Origin of the sequence: Nannocystis pusilla, assembly GCF_020073745.1 — a bacterium.
GTDB classification, from domain to species: Bacteria; Myxococcota_A; Polyangia; order Nannocystales; family Nannocystaceae; genus Nannocystis; species Nannocystis radixulma.
The window spans coordinates 248,619-268,392 of record NZ_JAIRAU010000028.1 but is presented as its reverse complement, the minus strand read 5'-3'; the positions used below and the strand labels follow the sequence as shown (position 1 = coordinate 268,392).

Sequence of the window (19,774 nt, the reverse complement as noted above, 5' to 3'; positions counted from 1 at the left end):
GCTCAGCCGCTGGCGGCGGTCACGGAGCGGCTGGCGGCGTCGAGGAAAGCCAGGCGATATACGGAGTTTTCGGTCTCGACGTACATCAGCCGGCGTTCGTGTTCGTCCTCGCGGCCCTCGGTCTCGGCAGTGGTCAAGATCCGGCGGACAGCCGTTGTGACCATGCGACGGCCATTGGGGTCACGGAAGATCACCATGCCTCGCCCGACCATCGGTTCGCTGATCAGAAAGCCCTCGTACGGCTTCTTGATGGCGGTTGCGACCGACCCTTCACCGTTGCTGCGAATCTTGGTGGCGAGAACCGCGAGCACGACACCATCACAGTAACATGGCCGGCGCGCGACAGCCCCGGTGTTCTGCAAGTGTCGACTGTTTTGTCCCGGGGCCGGGTGCGGCGCGGTGCTCCTGAACCGCGCGAAGGCCTGTCCTCGGGCGGCGTGAGCGCGCCGGACGTGTGGCCGGCATGGCGCTCCCTCCGCCTCATAAAGAAGGAAGTTGTTGCGGCTGTTGTCGCGGCCGAACGCGTGCATGCACGGACCGCGCGGGCGGAAGCCGGCGGTTGTCGTCACTCGTGGCAGGGCGCACGTCCGGAACAAGCGGTGCGCAGCGTCGGCGGTCGCCGAGGCCGGTCGCGCGCGGACCAGGACGAAGCTGGCCAGATTGCAGCCGGGTGCCCTCGGCAATTCATGCAGCGTGAATTCGTCCATGACGGCGCGGCCGCTCGCGGGCTCGCACAACAAGACCGGCCTGCGCCGACTTCGACCGCCCGGTGGCCTCGAGCTCGCCCTGGTCTGCGCCTGACCTCAGGTGCGCGACCCGGTCTCACGACGGTACCGGCCGCCGGGCGACCCCGACGAGGTCCTCGTGCTCATTCGTCGGCTTCCCTGGCCGGGCCGCGTGCTTTCTGTAAGCAGGCGGTCGATCGGCGAGGGCGGGCCAGTCCGCGGGATGAGCGCGGCGCGGCACGGCCGTGGCTGACGAGTGCTGGGCCTCGCTTGCGATCGTCCTGGAGCCTGGTGAGAGGCCCAACTCATCCTTGCGGTGGCGACGCCACGAGGGACGTCGGGCCGATCTGCCCCGCCGGCGGTCGGTCGATGGATGCCCTGGCGCTGGTCGATCCGTCTCGAGTTCGAGATCGGACTTCTCGCTTGAGATTCCCCGAGCGCGCCACAAGACTTGCGCATGGCCGACGAAGCCCTCGGATACTTGCTCCGGCAGCTCGAGACGGGATGGCAGCTCGCCAGCTACCACCTCGACGGTCTGACCACGGAGGAGTGCTTGTGGCGACCCGCGCAGGTGGGCTTGCACGTGCATCGAACGGCGGACGGGACCTGGCGCGCGGACTGGCCGGAACACGAAGGCTACGAGATCGGTCCGCCGAGCATCGCGTGGGTGACCTGGCACTTCGGGTTCTGGTGGTCGATGGCGCTCGATCACTCGTTCGGCCCGGCGAAGCTCGACCGCGAAGACGTGGTGTGGCCCGGCTCCGCCGAGGCGGTCCGCGAGTGGCTCGGTGGGCTCCAGCGCCAGTGGCGGGCGGCGCTCGAGTCGCTGACGGACGACGACCTGCGGTCCTCGCAGCGGACCCGCTGGCCGTTCCAGGACCGACCGTTCGGGGACATCGTCGCGTGGGCCAACGTCGAGCTGGTCAAGAACGCGGCCGAGCTGGGCTATGCCCGCTTCCTTCACGGGGTCCGTACGAACAAGGCGCTCTGACTGCGCTCGTTGCGGATGCACGCAGGCCGCCGGGCTGGGCGGCCGCTTTGTTCGCGCGGTGGCTGCGGGCGCGATTTTTGGACCGCGGGCAGTGTGAATGCAGGCAGCGGTCGAGATGGACGACGGCGAGGCTTCCGCACCCTCGTTGCGGATGCACGGAGCCGTCGAGATGGACGACTTCGCTATGGGGCGGGCGGTTCGCTGGCCAGGCGCTTCGGGGGGGCCGCGAGTTCACCGAGGCCCGAGAGGGGGGCCCAGCCCTCGAGGCCGCCCGGGAGGCGGACGCGGCCCCAACCGGCGCCGCGTTCGACGAGGCTGAGGCGGCTGCCGCCCTGGACAGTGAAGACGACCTTGCGGTGGATGCCGGGGCCCTCCCGCACCTCGAGCTTGGCCGGGAGGGCGATGGCCTGCGGCGCGCCGAGCTCGGTGCGCAGGGCGTAGCCGTGGAGGCCGCCGAGCACGAGGTAGAGGGCGGCCAGGACGGCGGCGAGCCCCGCGAGGGCGCTGCGGGCCGCCTCGCGGTAGCGGGCGCGGGTGACCCACAGCAGCAGCGCGAGCCAACCTGCTCCGAGAGACAGCCAGCCGAACGCGGGCGAGCGGAGGGCCGACAGCGCCGCGTCGCGCCAGGTCTCGGGGCGATCGATCTGCAGGGTGGCGGCGATCGCGGCGACCTCGGCGCGTTGACGGACGACGCCCAGGTTGCGACGGGCGGCCTCGGCGATGTCGACGCTGGCTTCGGCCTGGGGCTGGAGGGCGCGGCGCAGGTGATACGTGGCCGCGCCGAGTTCTCCCAGCTGGGCGTAGGCGGTGCCCAGGTTGAACGACAGCGCGGCGCTGCGACCGGGGAGCAGCGCCTCGGCGTCCTCGTAGGCCCGGACGGCGCCCGCGTAGTCGCCGGCCGCGGCGAGGGCGTTGCCGCGGGCGAAGGCTTCGTCGACCACGTCGGCGCGGGCGGGCGCGGGCGTGAGCGCGAGCAGGGCGAGGAGCAGGAGCGCGCGGGTTCGCATGCGGGTCATCGGTTCGAGCGGGCGGTCGCGCAGCGCGGAGGTTCGCGGGTCATGGAGAGCGCGTGGGGGGTGGGGACGAAGTGGAAGGGAGTCGGTCGCGTGAGCGGCTCGGGAGACGCGGCGGAGAGGAGCGCGCGAGAGATCGCGGGCGTGGCGAAGAGGAGTGACGGGCGGAGGTCGAAGGGGAGCGGTCGGGGGAGGCGTTCGCGGTCATCCCGGGCGAGCGGTCGCGCCGTGCTTCAGGGGACCGTGCAGGAGCTCGCGGGCGCTGCGGAGGGCGGCCTCGCGTTCGCTGGCAGACTCGCCGCGGGCGCCGAAGCGGGCGGCGTCGCAGCGGTCGAGGAGGTCGCGCAGGCGGTCGCAGTCGACCGAGGGGACGCCCTTGCGGGCGAGCAGGCCGAGCAAGGCGTGGCGCGGCAGGCCCTCGCCTTCGGAGCCGGCGCGCTCGACGGCGGCGGTCTGGAGCAGCTGGGCGAGCGCGGGGTAGAAGCCGTCGCCGCTGGCGAGGCCGTGTTCGGCCTGGGCCAGCAGCTCGCGCTGCCTGGCGAGCCGGGCCGCGGCGGCGCGACTGGCTTCGTCGGGGCCGAAGCGGCGCCACAGCGCGTTCGCGGCTGTCCCGAAGGCCAGGAGCATCGGGGCCGCGGCCATGCCCCAGGTCCAGCGCGAGGGGGTGAGCCACGACTGCGTCGGGGTCGCGCGCGGCAGCGTGGCGGGCTCGACGATCGGGGCGAGGATGCCCTCCTCCTCGGCGGCGGTGGGCGGTGGGGCGTCGGCGGCGACGGTCGGGGCAGCGGCCGGATCGCCGGCGACGGTGAGCTCGATCGGGGCGCTGGTGGCGGTCTGGTAGCTCGCGGTGGCCGGGTCGAAGTAGTGGAACGTGTGCGGCGGGACCGTCAGCTCGCCGCCGTGCTCGGGGATGACGAGGAAGGCGTAGCGACGCTCACCGCCGAGCTGGGCGCCGGTGGTCACTTCGGTCTCGACCTTGGGCTCGTAGCGGCGCAGGCCGGGCATCTCGGGCCAGGGGCCGGGGTCGATGACGCGGATGTTGCCGGTGCCCTGGATGGCGATCGTCAGGGTAAATGGTTCGCCGGCCTTGAGGTTGGTGCGGTCCGCCTCGGCGCGGATGGTGTAGACGCCGACGTTGTTGGGCGAGAAGCCGGGGGGGGCGCCGGCGGGCAGCGGCTTGACCTCGACGCTGACGGGGCGGCCGGTGATCCGGCGGCGCATGCCGATGCCGACCTCGGCGGGCGAGAGGGTGAGCGTGCCGGCGCGCTGGGGGAAGAGGGCGCGGCGGAGGCCGGGGTGGACGCGGTAGGCGGTGTTGCCGACGACGGCCTGACGCATCTGGCCCTGCGGCAGCTCCTCGCTCCAAAAGTCCTGGAAGCCGGGCAGCTGGCGCAGCTGGATCTGCAGGAAGGGCAGGCGCTCGTAGATCTCGAGCGTGTAGGTGAGCTGTTCGCCGACGAACAGGGTCGGCTTGTCGAGGCGGGTCCACAGGAAGATGTCGCCCTGCGGCTCGGTCGGGCCGTCTGCGGCGGCGGGGACGGGCTCGGTGGGGGCGGCCTGGCCGGTGACCTCGATCGCGGGGACGCGCGGGGGGCCCACCTTGGTCTTGCCCTCCATGACGTGGACGGGGAGCTCGAAGCGGCCGGGCTTGCTGGCGACGAGGGTGTAGACGGTGGTCTGCGTGGTGCGGGTCGTCATCGACGAGCCGCGGCCGGTGCCGAAGCTGAACGAGCTGCTGGTGCTGCGGTAGCTGGCGGGCATGCCGACGATCTGCAGGCCCATGGCGGCGAGGTCGGGCAGCACCGGCTCGGGCACCTCGGCGCCGCGCTCGCCCTCGCTGTCGACCTGGACGGTGAACTCGAAGGCCTCGCCGACCTCGACGCGGTCACGGTCGATCTCGGTGACGATCCGCGACTTGGTGTCGGCGTGAGCTGTCCTCGGGGACAGGATGAACCCGAGCCCGGCGGCGCCGGCGAGCTGGAGGACGCGGCGACGAGAGGTCACGATCACCAGTCCTTCTCGACCCGGATCTGGCGCGCGGGTCGGTCGAGCTGGAAATTGTCCTCGGCGTCGAGCTGCTCGAGCGCCTTGTCGAGGTCGGCCTTGTCGAGCTGCGGCTGGGGCTGCGGTTGGGGCTGCGGCTGCTCGCCCTTCTCCTTCTGCTCGTCCTGCTTCTGCTCGTCTTGCCTCTGCTCGTCTTGCTTCTGCTCGTCCTGCTTCTGCTCGTCTTGCTTCTGCTCGTCTTGCTTCTGCTCGTCCTGCTTCTCTTCGTCTTTCTTTTCCTCGTCCTGCTTCTGCTCGTCTTTCTTTTCCTCGTCCTGCTTCTCTTCGTCCTGCTTCTGCTCGTCCTTGTTCTCTTCCTGGTTCTTCTTCTCTTCCTCTTGCTTCTTCTTCTCTTCTTCCTCCTTCTGCTTCTTCTTCAGGAGGGCGAGCTCGAGGTTCCACTTGGCGTTGGCGTGGTCGGGCCTGGCCTTGAGGCACTTGATGTAGTGCTCGATGGCGGGGTCGAAGGCCTCGGCGTCGAGGTCGAGGTTGCCGAGCTCGTACTCCGAGCTGGCGTGGACGTCGGGGTAGGTGGACTCGGTGCCGCGCTCGAACGCCTTGCGGGCCTCGTCCTTGTCGCCCTTGGCGACGAGCGCGAGGCCGCGGTCGTAGAAGATCTCGGGGCGCTCGCCGAGCTCGGCCTCGGCGGCGGCGTAGGCGGCGAGGGCGGCCTCGTGGTCGCCGGCGTTGTAGGCGGCGATGCCGGCCTCGACGTCGCTGTTTTTGCCGGCGAGGGCCTCCGCGAGCCAGCCGGCGGCGAGGACCGTGGCGAGCAGCTTGCTGGTGGAGAAGAGCGGCATGGTCAGGGCCCTTTCTTGCGCTCGGGCAGCGCGAGCGAGAGCGCGAGGAGGAGCAGCGCGGGGATGACGAGGAAGGCGTAGCCCTCCTCGCGGTGGGCGGTGACGGTGTCCTCGCGCTGCCCCTTGGACAGGTCGCGGATCCACTCGGAGACCTTGTCGAGGCCGAACTTGTCGGGCTCGACGAGGACGAAGTCGCCGCCGGTGGTCTTGGCGATGTCCTTGAGGGTCGCGTCGTCGACGCGGGTCATGAGGTAGTTGCCCTGCTCGTCGGTGACGAAGCCGTCGGGGTTGCCCTCGGCGTCGAACTTCTGGATCGGCTCGCCGGACTTGGAGCCGATGCCGACGGTGTAGATCCGGACGCCGAGCTTGGCGGCCTCGGCGGCGACCTCGAGCGGGCGCGAGACGGTGTCCTCGCCGTCGGTGAGGAGGATGACGACCTGGTCGCTCTCGGACGGCGGGATGTCCTCGACGGCCTTGCCGTCCTTGCCGTCCTTGGGGAACGACCGGGTCGGGCCGCCCTCGGGGCCGGCCGCGGCGGCGCGGCGGGCGTCGATGAGGAAGGTGAGGGCGAGCTTGAGCGCCTTGCCGATCGCGGTGCCGCCGGGGTTCTCGGTGCGCGGGTCGGCCTTGTCGAGGTAGAGCTTGAGGACGCGGGCGTCGCGGCTGACCGGCAGGCCGCGCGCGGCCCCGGCGAACACGACCAGGCCGACGCGGTCGCCGCGGCGGTCGGCCTCGTCGAGGAAGCGCTGCAGCTCGGCCGCGAGCCGTTCGCTGCGCGACGGGTAGACGTCGCGCGCGAGCATCGACTTGCTGTAGTCGACGGCGAGCACGATGTCGAGGCCGGTGGCGGGGACGATGGTGGTCTCGCCGCCGTACTGGACGCGCAGCAGGCCCGCGCAAACGAGCATGACCGAAAGGACAGAGACGACGGCGGCGACGACCCGGCTGGCGTGGTTGACGCTGCCGACGAGGCGCTCGACGAGGATCGGGCTGCCGAGGCTGGCGAGGCCGCGGCGGCGCTGGCGGGCGGCCCAGAGGTAGGCGGCCGCGGCCAGCGGGACGAGCACGAGCAGCCACAGGAGGTCCTCGCGGGCGATCACGACCTCCTCGAAGAGGGTGAGGACGTCCCGGGTCTCGGCGTCCTGGGCGAGGTCGCGGATGGCTTCGACGACGGGGCTCACGGGAACCTCCGCAAGTAGGTCGAGCGCGAGACCGCGGGGGACCTTCGCGAGTAGGTCGAGCGCGAGACGTCCCGGGTCTCGGCGTCCTGGGCGAGGTCGCGGATGGCTTCGACGACGGGGCTCACGGGAACCTCCGCAAGCAGGTCGAGCGCGAGACGTCCGTGGTTTCGGCGTCCTGGGCGAGGTCGCGGATGGCTTCGACGACGGGGCTCACGGGAACCTCCGCAGGCGGGTCGAGCGCAGCACGATGTCGATCATGAGGAGGAGCAGGGCTGGCCACAAGACCAGGTGGAACAGCTGGGCCCGGATGTGCTCGCCGAGGATGGTCGAGCGCTCGAGCTTGTTGAGCAGGTCCTGGAAGGTGGTGACGAGGGCCTGCTGGTCGACGGCGGTGTAGGCGTAGCCGCCGGTGGTGCTGGCGATCCGCTCGAGCCGGCCGGGGTCGGTGGAGGCGGCCTGGCGGCCGATGAGGACGGTGTAGACGTGGACGCCGCGGTCGGCGGCCTCGCGCGCCATCGAGTCGGGGTCGACGCCCTCGGCGTTGTGGACGCCGTCGGTGAGGAGGACGACGACCTTGCTGTCGGCGTCGGACTCCTTGAGGCGGTTGAGCGCCTGACCGAGGCCGGCGCCGATCGCCGTCTTGCTGCCGTCGATGCTGCCGAGCTGCAGGCGACGCACCAGCTGGCGCAGCACGCCGTGGTCGACGGTCAGCGGCGAGACGGTGGTGGCGGTGGCCCCGAACGCGACCATGCCGACGCGGTCGTGGCGGCGGCGGGCGATGAAGCTGTCGATGACGTCCTTGGCCGCCTCGAGGCGGTTCGGGTAGAGGTCGTCGGCCTCCATCGAGTCGGACAGGTCGAGGGCGACGACGATGTCGATGCCGCGGTGCTCGACGCGGTCGGTGGCGCGGCTCGACTCGGGGCGGGCCAGCGCGAGGGCGAGGAGGACGGCGGCGGCGAGGCGGAAGCCGTCGGGGAGGTGGGCCAGGCGCGCGGCCAGGCCGGGGCCGAGGCGGCGCGCCGAGGCGGCGCGCGAGAACTTGAGGGTGGCGGGGCGCGGCGAGAGGACGCCGCGGACCAGCACCGCGAGCGCCGGGACGAGGGCGGCGAGCAGCCACCACGGCGAGGCGATGACGACGTGGCGCAGGTCGGCGCCGAGGTAGGCGGCGAGGCCGGCGAGCGAGAGGCCGAGGCCGAGCCCGGCGAAGCCGAGGATCGGCAGGAGGTTGTGCAGCACGGCGGCGAGCCGGCCGGGCGGGGAGGCGCTCACCGGTCGTCCTCCTTGAACTTGGGCACCGGCTCGGTCGGGATGTCCGACTCGGGGCGGTAGGGCGGCGCGGGCGGGCCGTCCTTGGGGGCCTGCTCCTTGGGAGCTGTCGCGGAGGACATGTCCTTGGGGGCCTGCTCTTTCGGGCTGGTCGGGGAGACCGGCGTGGTGGCCTGGACCATGCTGCGGGCCTGCTCGATGGCGTCGGCGGCCTCGCCGGCCGGCGGGGCGAAGCGGGCGAACTTGACGAGGTCGCACTGCTGCAGGAAGCGGATCACGTCGGTCGGCTTGAGCGGGGCGATCGCGGCCTCGCTGCGCAGCAGGGCGGCGCGCAGCTCGTCGGTGGTGCGCTCGAGCGCGTCGATGCCGAAGCGGCCCTCGAGGTAGCCCTTGAGGATCTCGGTGAGCATGAGGTAGTGCAGCTGGAACTCGCCGCGGCCGGCGTAGTCGGCCTCCTTGAGGCGGTCGAGCGCGCGCAGGGCCACGCGGTCGGCCGGCTCGGGCGGCGGCAGCACGACCGGGCGCGGCCGCCGGCGCCAGCGTAGCCACAACAGCGCCGAGACGAAGCCGGCCACCAGCGCGCCGGCCGTGTAGTAGATGGCCGTCTCGGCGCGGTGGTTGGGGTATTCGAGCGAGATCGGCGGGTCCTCGCCCTGGCGCTTGGGGTCGGCCTCGTTGGCCAGCAGGGCTGTGACGGTGAAGCTGTGCGGCGGGACCTGGGCGGTCTGCACGGCGCCGTCGGGGGCGACGTAGGTGATCGGGAAGGCGGGGGTCCTGGCCTCGCCGACATTGAAGTGCTGGATCGTGAAGGTGAAGACCTTGCGCAGGCCCTGGCCGGTGCTCTCGGGGTCGCTCTCCTCGACCGAGACGAGGTGCAGCGGGTCGAGCTTGAGCCCGAGCGGGACGTTGACGGCGTAGCCGGTCGGGTAGGCGACGGTGACCTCGAGTTTAATCAGGTCGCCGATCTGCGAGGGATCGGGGGTGACCCGCGCGCTGATCGCCACCGGGCTGTCGCCGGCGGGGGCGGTCGAGATGTCCTCGGAGACAGGTTCGTCGACGGGCCCCGGCGCGGGCTCGGGCTCCGGGACGGGCGCGGGGGCCTGGGCGAGCAGGGTGGCGAGCAGACCGTGAAGAAGAGACAGCATCAGCGGCGCATCCTCCGGGCCCGGCGGGCGAAGAAGTTGACGAGCGGCTGCTGCCAGTTGTCGCCGCAGCGGATCGACATGCTGTCGAGGCTGAGCTTGCGCAGCATCTGGTCGAGGCGGGCGCGCTCGGCCTCGACGCGCGCGCGGTAATTCTTGGCCCGGCGCGGGCTGAGGTCGAGGAAGGTGTCGCCGCCGAGGCCGAGCAGCTCGAGGTCCTCGAGGGCGACGAGGCCGAGGGCGGGCAGCTCGAGCTCGAGCGGGTCCTCGACGCGGATCGGGATGAGGTCGTGGCGGCGGCGCACGACCTTGAGCGCGTGCTCGAAGGCGCGGGCGGCGTCGGGCGAGTCCTCGGGGACGGCGTCGACGAAGTCGCTGACGAGGATGGCGACGGTGTGACGCTGGCCGAGGCGCGCCAGGTACTCGAGGCCGGAGGCGACGCGGGTGGCCCGGCTCTGCGGCTGGTGGGTGAGCACCTGCTGCACGACCGCGAGCACGTGCTTGCGACCGCTGCGCGGCGGGACGAACACCTCGACGGTGTCGGTGAAGCCGATGAGGCCGACCTTGTCGTTGTTGCGGATCGCCGAGAAGGCGAACGTCGCGGCCAGGCGGGCCACCAGCTGGCGCTTGTCGTAGTCGCGCGAGCCGAGGTCGAGGCTGCCCGACATGTCGACGACGAGCATGACGGTGAGCTCGCGCTCCTCGGTGAACAGCTTGACGTGCGGCTCGCCGGTGCGCGCGGTGACGTTCCAGTCGATCGCGCGCACGTCGTCGCCGGGGGTGTAGGCGCGGACCTCGGAGAAGGCCACGCCCTGGCCCTTGAACACCGACTGGTACGAGCCGGCGAGGTGCTGGTTGACGAGGCGCGAGGTCTGGATCTCGATGCGACGGATCTCGCGCAGGAGCTGGGTGGTGCGCTCCTTCGCGGCCTCGGCGTCGCTCCGGCTCGGCGACGCCTTATCGGAAGACGGGCGGGCCATGGCGCGGAGACTAGGGGACCTGCACGTGCTCGAGGATGGCGCGCACGACCTCTTCGACGGTCTTGCCCTCGGCCTCGGCCTCGTACGAGAGGATGATGCGGTGGCGCAGGATGTCGGGCGCGACGGCCTTGATGTCCTCGGGGCTGACGTAGCCGCGGTGGCGCATGAAGGCGTGGGCGCGCGCGGCCTGGAACAGGGCGATGGTGGCGCGCGGCGAGGCGCCGAAGTCGATGAACGGCGCCAGCTTCTCGAGGCCGACGGCGCCGGGGGTGCGCGTGGCGGCGACGACGTCGACGATGTACTTCTGGACAGGTTGCTCGACGATCATGCGGTCCATGGTCTGCTGGACCTTGGCGATGTCGTCGGGGCCGATCACCGGCTGGACCTCGGGCTTGCTGGCGGTCGGCGCGCCGCCGATCCGCTGCATGATCTGCAGCTCCTGCTCGGCGGTCGGGTAGCCGACCTTGATCTTGAACATGAAGCGGTCGAGCTGGGCCTCGGGCAGGGTGTAGGTGCCCTCCTGCTCGATCGGGTTCTGGGTGGCGAGCACCAGGAACGGCCGCGGCAGCGGGTAGCTGGTGTCGCCGATGGTGACCTGGCGCTCGGCCATCGCCTCGAGCAGCGCGCTCTGGACCTTGGCGGGGGCGCGGTTGATCTCGTCGGCCAGCAGCAGGTTGGTGAAGACCGGGCCCTTGCGGTTGGTGAAGCTGCCGGTCTGATGGTTGTAGATGACGGTGCCGAGGACGTCCGAGGGCAGCAGGTCGGGGGTGAACTGGACGCGCTTGAACTCCATGTGGAGGCAGCGCGCGAGGGTGCTGACGGTGAGGGTCTTGGCGAGGCCGGGGGCGCCCTCGAGCAGCACGTGGCCGTGGCACAGCAGGCCCATGAAGACGCGCTCGATCATGTCGTCCTGGCCGACGATGACCTTGTGGACCTCGGTCATGAGCCGCTCGACGAAGGCGCTCTCGCGCTCGACGAGGTCGTTGATGACGCGGATGTCGTAGGCTCCTACACTCATGGCTGTCGCTTGATGGGTACGCGGTGGCGGGTCGGCAAGGGGTCTCGGCGGGGCGCGCGGACCGGTGTGCGCGGGATCTATACGCCCGGCCGCCTACCAGGCAAAGTGGCGGGTTATTTCCCCGCGGCGGTCCATGAGGACAGGCGCGGGCGCCTGTCGCGGGCGAAAAATATCGCGTCCGGAGCGGCTACTCGCAGACGCCGCAGGTCGGTGAGGTCGTCGCTGCCGAGACCCGCGGGCGCGTGAGGTCGGAGTCACGCGCGGCGCCCCGGTCGGCAGAATTTCGCCGCGCGGGCCTGCGAGCGGACCGCCCGCCCGCGCACCGGCGCGCGCGCGCCGGTTTGACGGACGGCGGCCGGTGTTCTAAAAGGGCCGCCGCATGGTTGCCCCGCGCCAGCTCGAACGCCTCTTCGACCTCCGCACCGTCCGCCGCAACATCCGCGGTGGGCTCATCACCAAGGAACGCTACGAGGAGTGGCTGAAGACGCTCCCCGATGCCGCCGACAACGTCGCCACGGTGAGCTTCGAGGAGGAGGAGCGCGAGGCCCGGCGCCAGGCGCCGCGGTTCCCTGTGATTTCTCCCACGCGTCCGCTGGTCAGCGCGCCCTTCGACGACGACGACGAGGACGACGACGACTACGACGACGAGGACGAGGACAACGACGGCGACGAGGCGGTCGTCGAGGCCGAGGCCGACGCCGACGCCGAGGCGGTCGTTGCCGAGACCGAGACGGTCGCCGGGACCGAGGCGGTCGTCGAGAAGGCCGCGGAGGCCAGCGAGGCGCCGGCCGCCGCCGAAACGCCGGCCGCCGCCGAAACACCGGCCGCCGCCGCCGACACGCCGAGCGAGGACGCCGCGGCCCCCGCCGGCGAGCCCGCGGCCCCCGCCGGCGAGCCCGAGGCTCCCGCGGGCGACGAGGGCTGAGCACGACGAGGACTGAGACGCCGGTGCGCACGCTGTTCGTCGCCGGGCTGGTCGCGCTCGTCGCGTGTCGACCGCTCGACGACGCGGCGCCTTCGCCTGTCTCTTCGGACAGCTCGAAGAGCGCGCCGCCGCCGAGCGCGCCGCCGCCGCAGCGACCGTCGCGCCCGACGGCGCTGCCCGACTTCGCGGCGGTGACCGAGCAGATCGCGCCGTCGGTGGTCAGCGTGATCTGCACGCTGCCGCAGGCCGGGGGCCGGGCGAAGCGGGGGATCGGTAGCGGCACGCTCGTGCGCGCCGACGGGCTCGTGGTGACGAACGCCCATGTGGTGCCGCTCACCGCCAGCGAGATCGACGTCCAGTACGCCAATCAGGAGCGCGTGCGGGCGCAGGTGATCCACCGCGAGCCGCTGCTCGACCTGGCGGTGATCGCCCCCGACCCGCCGCGCGTCGACCAGGCGCCGGTGGTGTTCCGCGAGCGACCGGTGCGGCCGGGCGAGTGGGTGCTCGCCGTCGGCCACCCGTTCGGCCTCGGCGACACCGTGACGGTCGGGGTGGTGTCCGGCCTCGGGCGCGACTGGGCCGACGTCGGCAAGCCGGAGGACCTGCCGCAGGACGGCTTCTTCAGCTTCGTGCAGACCGACGCGTCGATCAACACCGGCAGCTCCGGCGGGCCGATCGTCGACCTGCGCGGCGAGGTGCTGGGGATCGCCACCGCGGTCCGCGGCGAGGGCACCGGCATCGGCTTCGCCGTGCCGGCGCCGATGGTCCGCCGCTACCTCGAGGAGGTGCTGACGCACGGCCGCTTCCGCCGCGTGCGCCTCGGCATCCGCGCCGTCGACGACGACGAGTTCCCGGGGCGCTTGGCGACCGTCAAGATCACCCGCGTCGAGGCGGCAGGCCCGGGCGCCAAGGCCGGGCTGCAGGTCGACGACTTCATCCTGTCGGTCGCCGGCCAGCCGGTCCACCGCGTGTCCGAGGTGGCCTACCTGACGCAGCTCATCGGCGTCGACGGGCCGATCGAGATGCAGGTCCAGCGCGCCGGCGAGCCGCTGCGCTCCGTCACGCTGGCGCCGGTCGAGGGGCTGTGAGGGACATGTCCGCGAGGACATGGCTCGTGAGGTATGCCCGAAGGGACATGTCCGAAGGGGCATGCCCGTGGAGGCATGTCCTCACGGTCAGGTGTCGCGGCGCTGGTAGACGTTGACGCGCAGGTACTCGCCCTCGACGTGGCCGGGCCAGACCGGGTGGTCGGGGCCGGGGCCGAGGGCGTGGACGCGGGTGAAGCCGTGGGGGCCGGCGCCGAGCAGGGCGGCGTCGAGGTCGGCGCGGCCGACGTGGTGCGAGCAGCTGCAGGCGAGCAGGAAGCCGCCGGGGGCGAGGCGCGGGACCAGGCGGCCGAGGCTGCGGGCCATGGCCGCGACCGCGCGCTCGCGGCCCTGCGAGCCGGTGGCGATCCGCGGCGGGTCGAACACGATCACGCCGAACGGGCCGGCCAGCGCGGGGTCGTCGAGGGCGCCGAACATGTCGGCCTGGACGAAGGCTGTCCTTTCGGTCAGGTCGTTGCGCGCGGCGTTGCGCCGGGCGAAACTGAGGGCGCGGGCGCTCTGGTCGAGGCCGACTGCCCGCACGCCGGCGGCGGCGGCGTGGACGACGAAGCCGCCGACGTGGCAGCCGAGGTCGAGCAGCGGGCCGCCCGCGCGCGCGGCGAGGCCGGCGGCCAGGCGGCGGTTGTCGCGCTGGTCGAGGTAGGCGCCGGTCTTCTGCGCGGGCGGGGCCGGGCAGCTGAACCAAAGGCCATGTTCGCGGAACTCGAGGACGGACTCGGCGGCGTCGGGCGCGGCCTCGCCGGCGATCACGAAGATCTGGCCGGGGGTGCGCGGGCGCAAGAACTCCAGGATCGCGGCGCGGCGGGCGGTCATCGCCGGGGTACCGAGCTGGACCACGCGGTCGTCGCCGTAGCGGTCGATGACCAGGCCGGGCAGGCCGTCGCCCTCGCTGTTGACCTCGCGGTAGGCGGTGGTGTCGAGGGTTTCGCCGAGGCCGAGGCCGGCGCGGGCGGCGAGGGCGGAGGCGAGCCTGCGCTCGAACCAGTCGGCCGCGGGCGGCTTGTCGCCGAATTGCACGAGGCGCAGCGGGATGTCGGCGTCGGGCGCGAGGAGGCCCCAGCCGAGGACGACGTCGCGGTGGTCGACGAGCTGCGCGAGGCTCGCGGGGTCCGGGGGTCCCCAGATCTTGGCGACCTGGCGCTGACGGATCCACGGCCCGGACTCGGGGCCGATCCGGCCGGCGTCTCGCCGGAGAGCGACGCGGGTGGTCATGCGCCGGTGATTATGCGCGAAAAAGATTTGCTATGGTGCCCGTCGCATGCTCCCCCTGGCGGCGCTCCTCGCGACGTGCCTCGCATACGGCGCGTCTGGTCTGCCGGCGCCGCGCGGCAACACGGTGCTCGACATCGCCGAGAAGAAGCGCGTGTTCGGCGTGTCGGTCATCGGCCGCATGGGCATCCTGATCGGCGCCGGCGACGTGCTGTTCGATCGCCGGCCGCCGCTCGGCTTCGGCTTCGGGCTGGCCCTCCGCTATCACGCGCTGCGCCTGGGGCCGATGCGCTTCGGCTTCGAGTTCCAGGGCGGGCACACCCGCTTCCCCGAGCGCAACCGCTTCACGGTGCCGGCCGACCCGACGACGCCGGTCGACCCGAACACGGGGATGCCGATCGGGCAGGAGGTGACGCGGGTCTCGTCGCTGTCTCACACCGACCTGACCCTCGGGCCATCCTTTCAGATCCCGGCGCGCGTGCTGGTGATCGAGTTCGGGGCCGGGGCCGGGCTGATGATCTCGAACTGGCGGCGCATGCGGTCGGCGAACCCGTGGGAGGACGAGCAGACGGTCGCGTACGATCCGCTGGTCCGCGCGGGGATCAGCGTCGGCGTGCCGATCCGCAACAACCACGGGCTCGCGCTCGGGGTCGACTGGCAGAAGGCGTTCTCGCGCACGAAGGTGGTGGTCGACCCGGCCGCGCCGGTCGGGACCAAGCCGGACAGCGTGGTGTTCGACATGCTGCTGAACGTGACGCTGGCCTATCAGGCATGGTTTTGAGGACAGGAGGATAGGGACATGTTGACGAGGCTGCTGCAGCATCCGACCCGCCGCCCGCCCGAGGGGCCGGTGGTGTGCGTCGTGCTCGACGGGGTCGGCATCGGCCGCGGGGACTTCGGCGACGCGGTGGCGCAGGCGCGCACGCCGACGCTCGACCGCCTGCGCGGGCTGCCGTCGTTCACCAGTCTCCTGGCCCATGGGACAGCCGTGGGGATGCCGAGCGACGCCGACATGGGCAACAGCGAGGTCGGTCACAACGCGCTCGGGGCCGGGCGGATCGTCGACCAGGGGGCCAAGCTGGTGACCCAGGCGATCGCGTCGGGGGCGATCTTCGGGCCGGCGTGGCGCCGCTGCATCGACGCGGTCAAGACGTCCGGCGAGCCGCTGCACCTCGTCGGGCTGCTGTCCGACGGCAACGTCCACAGCCACATCGACCACGTGATCGCGCTGCTCGAGCGGGCGGCGCTCGAGGGGGTGCCGAAGGTCCGCGTGCACGTCCTGCTCGACGGCCGCGACGTGCCGGCCCGCTCGGCGCTGGCGTACGTCGACCGCCTCGAGGCGGTGCTCGCCCGCCTGTCGCAGGACGGCCGCGACTACCGGATCGCCAGCGGCGGCGGGCGCATGGTCGTGACGATGGACCGCTACGAGGCCGACTGGAAGATCGTCGAGCGCGGCTGGGACGCGCACGTGCGCGGGCTGGGGCGCCGCTTCGGGTCGGCCCGCGAGGCGGTCGAGACCCTGTACAAAGAGACAGGTCTCGACGACCAGAACCTGCCGGCGTTCGTGATCGCCGACGCGCTGGGGCCGGTCGGGCCGATCCGCGACGGGGCGGCGGTGATCCTGTTCAACTTCCGCGGCGACCGGGCGCTCGAGCTGACGCGCGCGTTCGAGGAGGAGCACTTCGACAAGTTCCCGCGCGGGCCGAAGCCGCGGGTCGAGTTCGCCGGGATGACGCAGTACGACGGCGACCTCCAGCTGCCGACCCACTTCCTGGTCGCGCCGCCGGCGATCGCCGGGACGATGGGCGAGCTGCTGGCCGGCGCCGGGGTGACGCAGCTGGCGATCAGCGAGACGCACAAGTTCGGCCACGTGACCTACTTCTGGAACGGCAACCGCTCGGAGCCGTTCGACCCCAAGCGCGAGAAGTACGTCGAGGTCGAGTCGGACGGGCCGCCGCTCGAGCACCGCCCGTGGATGCGCGCCGCCGAGATCACCGACCGCCTGATCGCCGAACTCGACGCGTACAAGCCGAAGTTCGTGCGGGTCAACTACGCCAACGGCGACATGATCGGTCACACCGGCGACCTCGGGGCGACGGTCCTCGCGGTCGAGGCGGTCGACCTGTGCCTCGGCCGGGTGATCGAGGCGGTGCGCGCCCGCAAGGGCATCACGGTGGTGACGGCCGACCACGGCAACGCCGACCAGATGTTCGACCTCCGCCCCGACGGCGCGCTGCAGGTGCGGACCAGTCACAGCCTCAACCGCGTGCCGCTGGCGATCGTCGACCCGCGCGCCGCCGGTGGCGGTCCGCTGCTGGCGCCGCCGCCCGCGGCCGGGCTGTCGAACGTGGCGTCGACGTGCCTCGAGCTGCTCGGCTTTCTGCCGCCGGAGGGCTACCGGGCGTCGCTGCTGGCCCGGTGAGCGGGGGCGCGCCGGGGACGCGGGCGGGCGTGCGGCGGCCCGCTTCGCGGCGCGGCGAGCGGCCGGACGGACGTCTTGCCGCCCGCGGCGCACTTGGGTACTGTGCGCGCGAACGGTCTCCAGAAGCCATGATGTCCTCCCGTCGCGTCCCCAAGAACGTGTTGTTTACCGTCGCGCTGGCCGTGGCGGCCGGTTCGGTGGTCTCCTCCGGCTGCGGCGGCAGCGGGGCTCGCCGCAAGGGCAAGCAGTCCGAGGCACGCAAGTGGATCGACAACCCGAGCAGCGGCAAGAAGGATGGCAACATCATCAAGATCCCGCAGATCGGCCTCGAGTTCGAGATCCCCGACACGCTGTACGTGTTCAAGAACTGCGAGGAGACCGGTCACTCGAAGGGTGACCTCGAGTCCAACAAGGAGTGGGTGACCGTGGCCTCCTGCTCGTCGGCCGGCGTGTCCAGCTCCGACGAGGACCTCGGCGCCAGCTCGTCGTCCGACAGCGAGATGATCGCGCTGACGTTCTACCTCGCGCCGAAGGAGCGCCCGGTCGACGAGCGCGCGGTCGCGTTCTACCGCAACCAGTACCAGGAGGCCGGCCTCAACATCGAAGACCTGTCGTTCAACGACGACTACTTCGACAAGACCGGCATCTACGCCAAGCTGCAGGTGATGGACGAGTCGGGCAGCAACGCGGTCCGCGAGATCCAGCAGTTCATGTTCCCCTACGGCGACGTCATGTACATCGCCCGCATGGAGTACCCGTTCGGCGACACCCGCGCCGTCGCGCAGGACTGGAAGGCGATCATGCCGTACTTCCGCGTGACGCTGGCGCGCTGACCGGCGCGCCGCGACGCAGCGGCAGCCGCTTCAGCCCGCGCAGGTTGAAGCTCGGCGTCCACTCCAGCGGCCCGGGTTCGCGCGAGAACTCGGGCACGCGCGCGACCAGCTCCTCGAAGGCGATCCGGCCCTCCAGCCGCGACAGCGGCGCGCCGACGCAGAAGTGGATGCCGTAGCCGAACGACAGGTGGGCCGACTGGCGCTCGATGTCGAAGCGCTCCGGCTCGGCGAAGTGCGTCGGGTCGTGGTTGGCCGAGTCGACGAGGACGCCGAGCACGGCGCCCTGCGGGATGTCGACGCCGCCGACGGCGACGTCCCGCCTCGTCGTGCGCACGAGCATGACGACCGGTGAACGCCAGCGCAGCACCTCCTCGACGAAGCCGGGGATCCGGGTCGGGTCGGCGCGCAGACGCGGCAGGACGTCGGGGTGCTCGAGCAGCGCGATGGTGCCGTTGCCGATCAGGTTGGTGGTGGTCTCGTTGCCGGCGATCATCAGCAGGATCGCCATCGTCAGCACCTCCTCGGGGCTCAGGGCGTCGCGCTCGGCCTCGGCGCGCACGAGGTCGCTCAGGAGGTCGTCCCCGGGCTCGCGCCGGCGGTGCTCGATCATGGCGCGGAAGAACGCGATGAACTCGCGCCGGCTGGCGACGATGCGCTCGATCTCCGCGTCGTCGAGGTGACCGTCGAGCCGCGAGCCGAGCAGCAGATCGTCGGACCAGCGCTTGAACTCGGTCCGCCGCGCCGGGTCGACGCCGAGCAGCTCGGAGATCACGATCACCGGCAGCGGGACGGCGAGGTCCTCCATGAGGTCGAAGCTGTCCTTGCGCACGATGTCGTCGACGAGCTCGCGCGCGAGGTCGCGGACCCGCCGCTCGAGCCGGGCGATCGCCCGCGGGGTGAAGGCGACGTTGACGAGCCGCCGCAGCCGCGTGTGGTCCGGCGGGTCGATGCTGACGAGCGAGCGCGAGGCGAGCAGCTCCATGCCCTCGGAGAGCCGCGGATCTCGCAGCCTGTCGATCGCGGCGGTCCGCTCCGAGGAGAACAGCTCGGGCGACTTGAGGATGTGCTGGACGTCGTCGTAGCGCGTCACCAGCCACACGCCGATCTGCGGGACGTGCAGCACGGGCGTCTGCTCGCGCAGGCGGGCGTAGATCGGGTACGGGTCGGCGAACATCGCGGGGCTGAAGAGGGTGGTCGTGTCGGTCATGGCGCGTATCGCAACTCTCAGTTGCGATACGAGGGTGACACGCGCCGGTCGCATTGCAACTTATAGTTGCGATATGGCCGCGGCGCCGGTGCTACGCTGAGTGCGGCCGTGGTCCAGGCGAAGCGGAAGGCGAAGACGCAGGCGCTCGTGCGCGGGGAACCTGTGGTGCGCGGGGTGCTGGCGGCGACGCTGCGCGAGGCCGCCCGCGCGGGCTATCACGGGCTGCGCATCGAGGACGTGGCGGCGCTGGCCGGGGTCAACAAGACGACGGTGTACCGCCGCTGGCCGAGCAAGCAGGAGCTGGTCCGCGACGCGCTGATGTCGATCGCCAGCGAGACGTTCGCGGTCGCCGGCACCGGCTCGCTGCGCGGCGACATGCTGGCGATCGCCCGCCGGATCGGCGAGCTCGCGGCCCAGCCCCAGTTCCAGGGGCTGTTCCGCCTGTTCGTGGTCGAGGGCGCGGACCCCGAGATGTTGGCGATCGTGAGGTCGGTGCGCACGACCCTCGAGACGGGACCCCGCGCGATCCTCGAGGCCGCCGAGGCGCGCGGCGAGATCGCGCCCGGCGTCGACTCGAAGCTGCTGTTCGACGTGTTCGGCGCGGCGCTCAACCGCCGGCTGTTCCTCGAGCGCGCGCCGCTCGACGACGAGTACCTGCAGCGCCTGATCGACCTGCTGCTCCACGGCGCGCTGGCCCCGGGGCAGCGCACGAAGCCGCGCGGCCGCACGCGCGCGGCCGAGTGAGGGGCCGGAGACGGGCCGTGTCGGCGCCGCGGGCCGGCGGATGGATATGGTCTACGGGACATGTCTGTACAGACATGTCATGAGCGAGGCCGAGCGAGGCACGGTCTCGCCCCTCGCGTGCTCGCGGGCCGGGCGACTTCCTCCGCGGCGACTGCCATGATCCGCAAAG

The 19,774-nt window shown here is 72.0% G+C and carries 19 protein-coding genes; 7 read left to right on the top strand and 12 right to left on the bottom strand.

Features of this window, described 5'->3' with window-relative positions:
• Nucleotides 1-2: 2 nt before the first annotated feature.
• Nucleotides 3-707 (bottom strand): hypothetical protein, encoded by a 705-nt coding sequence (locus K7C98_RS22645; RefSeq protein WP_224193814.1) that lies wholly within the window; start codon nucleotides 705-707, stop codon nucleotides 3-5.
• A gap of 475 nt (nucleotides 708-1,182) precedes the next feature.
• On the opposite strand from K7C98_RS22645, the gene K7C98_RS22640 reads away from it, so the two are divergent.
• Nucleotides 1,183-1,716 carry a DinB family protein gene (locus K7C98_RS22640; RefSeq protein ID WP_224193813.1) on the top strand — a complete coding sequence of 178 codons (534 nt, stop codon included), beginning with the start codon at nucleotides 1,183-1,185 and terminating at the stop codon, nucleotides 1,714-1,716.
• 182 nt (nucleotides 1,717-1,898) lie between these two features.
• Here the strand turns inward: K7C98_RS22640 and K7C98_RS22635 are convergent, their stop codons facing one another.
• From K7C98_RS22635 to K7C98_RS22600, 9 genes are all read right to left on the bottom strand, one after another.
• Complete coding sequence (locus K7C98_RS22635; protein ID WP_224193812.1) at nucleotides 1,899-2,732, bottom strand: SH3 domain-containing protein; 834 nt, start codon at nucleotides 2,730-2,732, stop codon at nucleotides 1,899-1,901.
• 201 nt (nucleotides 2,733-2,933) lie between these two features.
• Nucleotides 2,934-4,733, bottom strand: a complete 1,800-nt coding sequence (locus tag K7C98_RS22630; RefSeq protein ID WP_224193811.1) for a BatD family protein — start codon at nucleotides 4,731-4,733, stop codon at nucleotides 2,934-2,936.
• 2 nt (nucleotides 4,734-4,735) lie between these two features.
• Nucleotides 4,736-5,572 (bottom strand): tetratricopeptide repeat protein, encoded by an 837-nt coding sequence (locus K7C98_RS22625; protein WP_224193810.1) that lies wholly within the window; start codon nucleotides 5,570-5,572, stop codon nucleotides 4,736-4,738.
• Between the two features lie 2 nt (nucleotides 5,573-5,574).
• Nucleotides 5,575-6,753 carry a vWA domain-containing protein gene (locus tag K7C98_RS22620; protein ID WP_224193809.1) on the bottom strand — a complete coding sequence of 393 codons (1,179 nt, stop codon included), beginning with the start codon at nucleotides 6,751-6,753 and terminating at the stop codon, nucleotides 5,575-5,577.
• The gene (locus tag K7C98_RS43835; RefSeq protein WP_263429711.1) at nucleotides 6,750-6,878 is read right to left on the bottom strand and encodes a hypothetical protein; all 129 of its coding nucleotides are present in this window, start codon (nucleotides 6,876-6,878) and stop codon (nucleotides 6,750-6,752) included. The genes K7C98_RS22620 and K7C98_RS43835 overlap by 4 nt, the downstream gene beginning before the upstream one ends.
• Before the next feature lie 85 nt (nucleotides 6,879-6,963).
• The gene (locus tag K7C98_RS22615) at nucleotides 6,964-8,022 is read right to left on the bottom strand and encodes a VWA domain-containing protein (protein WP_224193808.1); all 1,059 of its coding nucleotides are present in this window, start codon (nucleotides 8,020-8,022) and stop codon (nucleotides 6,964-6,966) included.
• The gene (locus tag K7C98_RS22610) at nucleotides 8,019-9,164 is read right to left on the bottom strand and encodes a hypothetical protein (protein WP_224193807.1); all 1,146 of its coding nucleotides are present in this window, start codon (nucleotides 9,162-9,164) and stop codon (nucleotides 8,019-8,021) included. The genes K7C98_RS22615 and K7C98_RS22610 overlap by 4 nt, the downstream gene beginning before the upstream one ends.
• On the bottom strand, nucleotides 9,164-10,141 hold the full coding sequence (locus tag K7C98_RS22605; RefSeq protein ID WP_224193806.1) for a DUF58 domain-containing protein: 978 nt from the start codon (nucleotides 10,139-10,141) through the stop codon (nucleotides 9,164-9,166). Before K7C98_RS22605 ends, K7C98_RS22610 begins: the two co-directional genes overlap by 1 nt.
• A 10-nt stretch (nucleotides 10,142-10,151) precedes the next feature.
• The gene (locus K7C98_RS22600) at nucleotides 10,152-11,159 is read right to left on the bottom strand and encodes an AAA family ATPase (protein ID WP_224193805.1); all 1,008 of its coding nucleotides are present in this window, start codon (nucleotides 11,157-11,159) and stop codon (nucleotides 10,152-10,154) included.
• A 379-nt stretch (nucleotides 11,160-11,538) separates the two neighbouring features.
• Here K7C98_RS22600 and K7C98_RS22595 point away from each other — a divergent pair, with 379 nt between their 5' ends.
• Both K7C98_RS22595 and K7C98_RS22590 read left to right on the top strand, forming a co-directional pair.
• Nucleotides 11,539-12,084, top strand: coding sequence for a hypothetical protein (locus K7C98_RS22595; protein ID WP_224193804.1), 546 nt, complete (start codon nucleotides 11,539-11,541; stop codon nucleotides 12,082-12,084).
• A gap of 23 nt (nucleotides 12,085-12,107) precedes the next feature.
• Nucleotides 12,108-13,172 (top strand): S1C family serine protease, encoded by a 1,065-nt coding sequence (locus K7C98_RS22590; RefSeq protein WP_224193803.1) that lies wholly within the window; start codon nucleotides 12,108-12,110, stop codon nucleotides 13,170-13,172.
• Nucleotides 13,173-13,259: 87 nt separating this feature from the next.
• On the opposite strand, the gene K7C98_RS22585 is transcribed toward K7C98_RS22590, so the two are convergent.
• Nucleotides 13,260-14,402, bottom strand: coding sequence for a class I SAM-dependent rRNA methyltransferase (locus tag K7C98_RS22585; RefSeq protein WP_224193802.1), 1,143 nt, complete (start codon nucleotides 14,400-14,402; stop codon nucleotides 13,260-13,262).
• 46 nt (nucleotides 14,403-14,448) lie between these two features.
• On the opposite strand from K7C98_RS22585, the gene K7C98_RS22580 reads away from it, so the two are divergent.
• From K7C98_RS22580 to K7C98_RS22570, 3 genes are all read left to right on the top strand, one after another.
• A complete protein-coding gene (locus K7C98_RS22580) occupies nucleotides 14,449-15,180 on the top strand; it encodes a hypothetical protein (protein ID WP_224193801.1) in 732 nt (243 codons plus the stop codon).
• An 18-nt stretch (nucleotides 15,181-15,198) separates the two neighbouring features.
• Complete coding sequence (gene gpmI / locus K7C98_RS22575; protein WP_224193800.1) at nucleotides 15,199-16,821, top strand: 2,3-bisphosphoglycerate-independent phosphoglycerate mutase; 1,623 nt, start codon at nucleotides 15,199-15,201, stop codon at nucleotides 16,819-16,821.
• 131 nt (nucleotides 16,822-16,952) lie between these two features.
• Nucleotides 16,953-17,654, top strand: coding sequence for a hypothetical protein (locus tag K7C98_RS22570; RefSeq protein ID WP_224193799.1), 702 nt, complete (start codon nucleotides 16,953-16,955; stop codon nucleotides 17,652-17,654).
• Here K7C98_RS22570 and K7C98_RS22565 read toward each other — a convergent pair.
• Nucleotides 17,620-18,861 (bottom strand): cytochrome P450, encoded by a 1,242-nt coding sequence (locus K7C98_RS22565; protein ID WP_224193798.1) that lies wholly within the window; start codon nucleotides 18,859-18,861, stop codon nucleotides 17,620-17,622. The two genes, K7C98_RS22570 and K7C98_RS22565, sit on opposite strands and share 35 nt — an antisense overlap.
• Before the next feature lie 108 nt (nucleotides 18,862-18,969).
• Between K7C98_RS22565 and K7C98_RS22560 the strand changes: the two genes are divergently transcribed.
• Nucleotides 18,970-19,605 (top strand): TetR/AcrR family transcriptional regulator, encoded by a 636-nt coding sequence (locus K7C98_RS22560; RefSeq protein ID WP_224193797.1) that lies wholly within the window; start codon nucleotides 18,970-18,972, stop codon nucleotides 19,603-19,605.
• Nucleotides 19,606-19,774 lie beyond the last annotated feature (169 nt).

Coding starts and splice junctions, on each gene's coding strand:
- K7C98_RS22595 (WP_224193804.1), top strand. CDS start 11,539: ATGGTTGCCCCGCGCCAGCTCGAACGCCTCTTCGACCTCCGCACCGTC.
- K7C98_RS22640 (WP_224193813.1), top strand. CDS start 1,183: ATGGCCGACGAAGCCCTCGGATACTTGCTCCGGCAGCTCGAGACGGGA.
- K7C98_RS22565 (WP_224193798.1), bottom strand. CDS start 18,861: ATGACCGACACGACCACCCTCTTCAGCCCCGCGATGTTCGCCGACCCG.
- K7C98_RS22625 (WP_224193810.1), bottom strand. CDS start 5,572: ATGCCGCTCTTCTCCACCAGCAAGCTGCTCGCCACGGTCCTCGCCGCC.
- K7C98_RS22585 (WP_224193802.1), bottom strand. CDS start 14,402: ATGACCACCCGCGTCGCTCTCCGGCGAGACGCCGGCCGGATCGGCCCC.
- K7C98_RS22580 (WP_224193801.1), top strand. CDS start 14,449: ATGCTCCCCCTGGCGGCGCTCCTCGCGACGTGCCTCGCATACGGCGCG.
- K7C98_RS22645 (WP_224193814.1), bottom strand. CDS start 707: ATGGACGAATTCACGCTGCATGAATTGCCGAGGGCACCCGGCTGCAAT.
- K7C98_RS22605 (WP_224193806.1), bottom strand. CDS start 10,141: ATGGCCCGCCCGTCTTCCGATAAGGCGTCGCCGAGCCGGAGCGACGCC.
- K7C98_RS22610 (WP_224193807.1), bottom strand. CDS start 9,164: ATGCTGTCTCTTCTTCACGGTCTGCTCGCCACCCTGCTCGCCCAGGCC.
- K7C98_RS22635 (WP_224193812.1), bottom strand. CDS start 2,732: ATGACCCGCATGCGAACCCGCGCGCTCCTGCTCCTCGCCCTGCTCGCG.
- gpmI (WP_224193800.1), top strand. CDS start 15,199: ATGTTGACGAGGCTGCTGCAGCATCCGACCCGCCGCCCGCCCGAGGGG.
- K7C98_RS22600 (WP_224193805.1), bottom strand. CDS start 11,159: ATGAGTGTAGGAGCCTACGACATCCGCGTCATCAACGACCTCGTCGAG.
- K7C98_RS22570 (WP_224193799.1), top strand. CDS start 16,953: ATGTCCTCCCGTCGCGTCCCCAAGAACGTGTTGTTTACCGTCGCGCTG.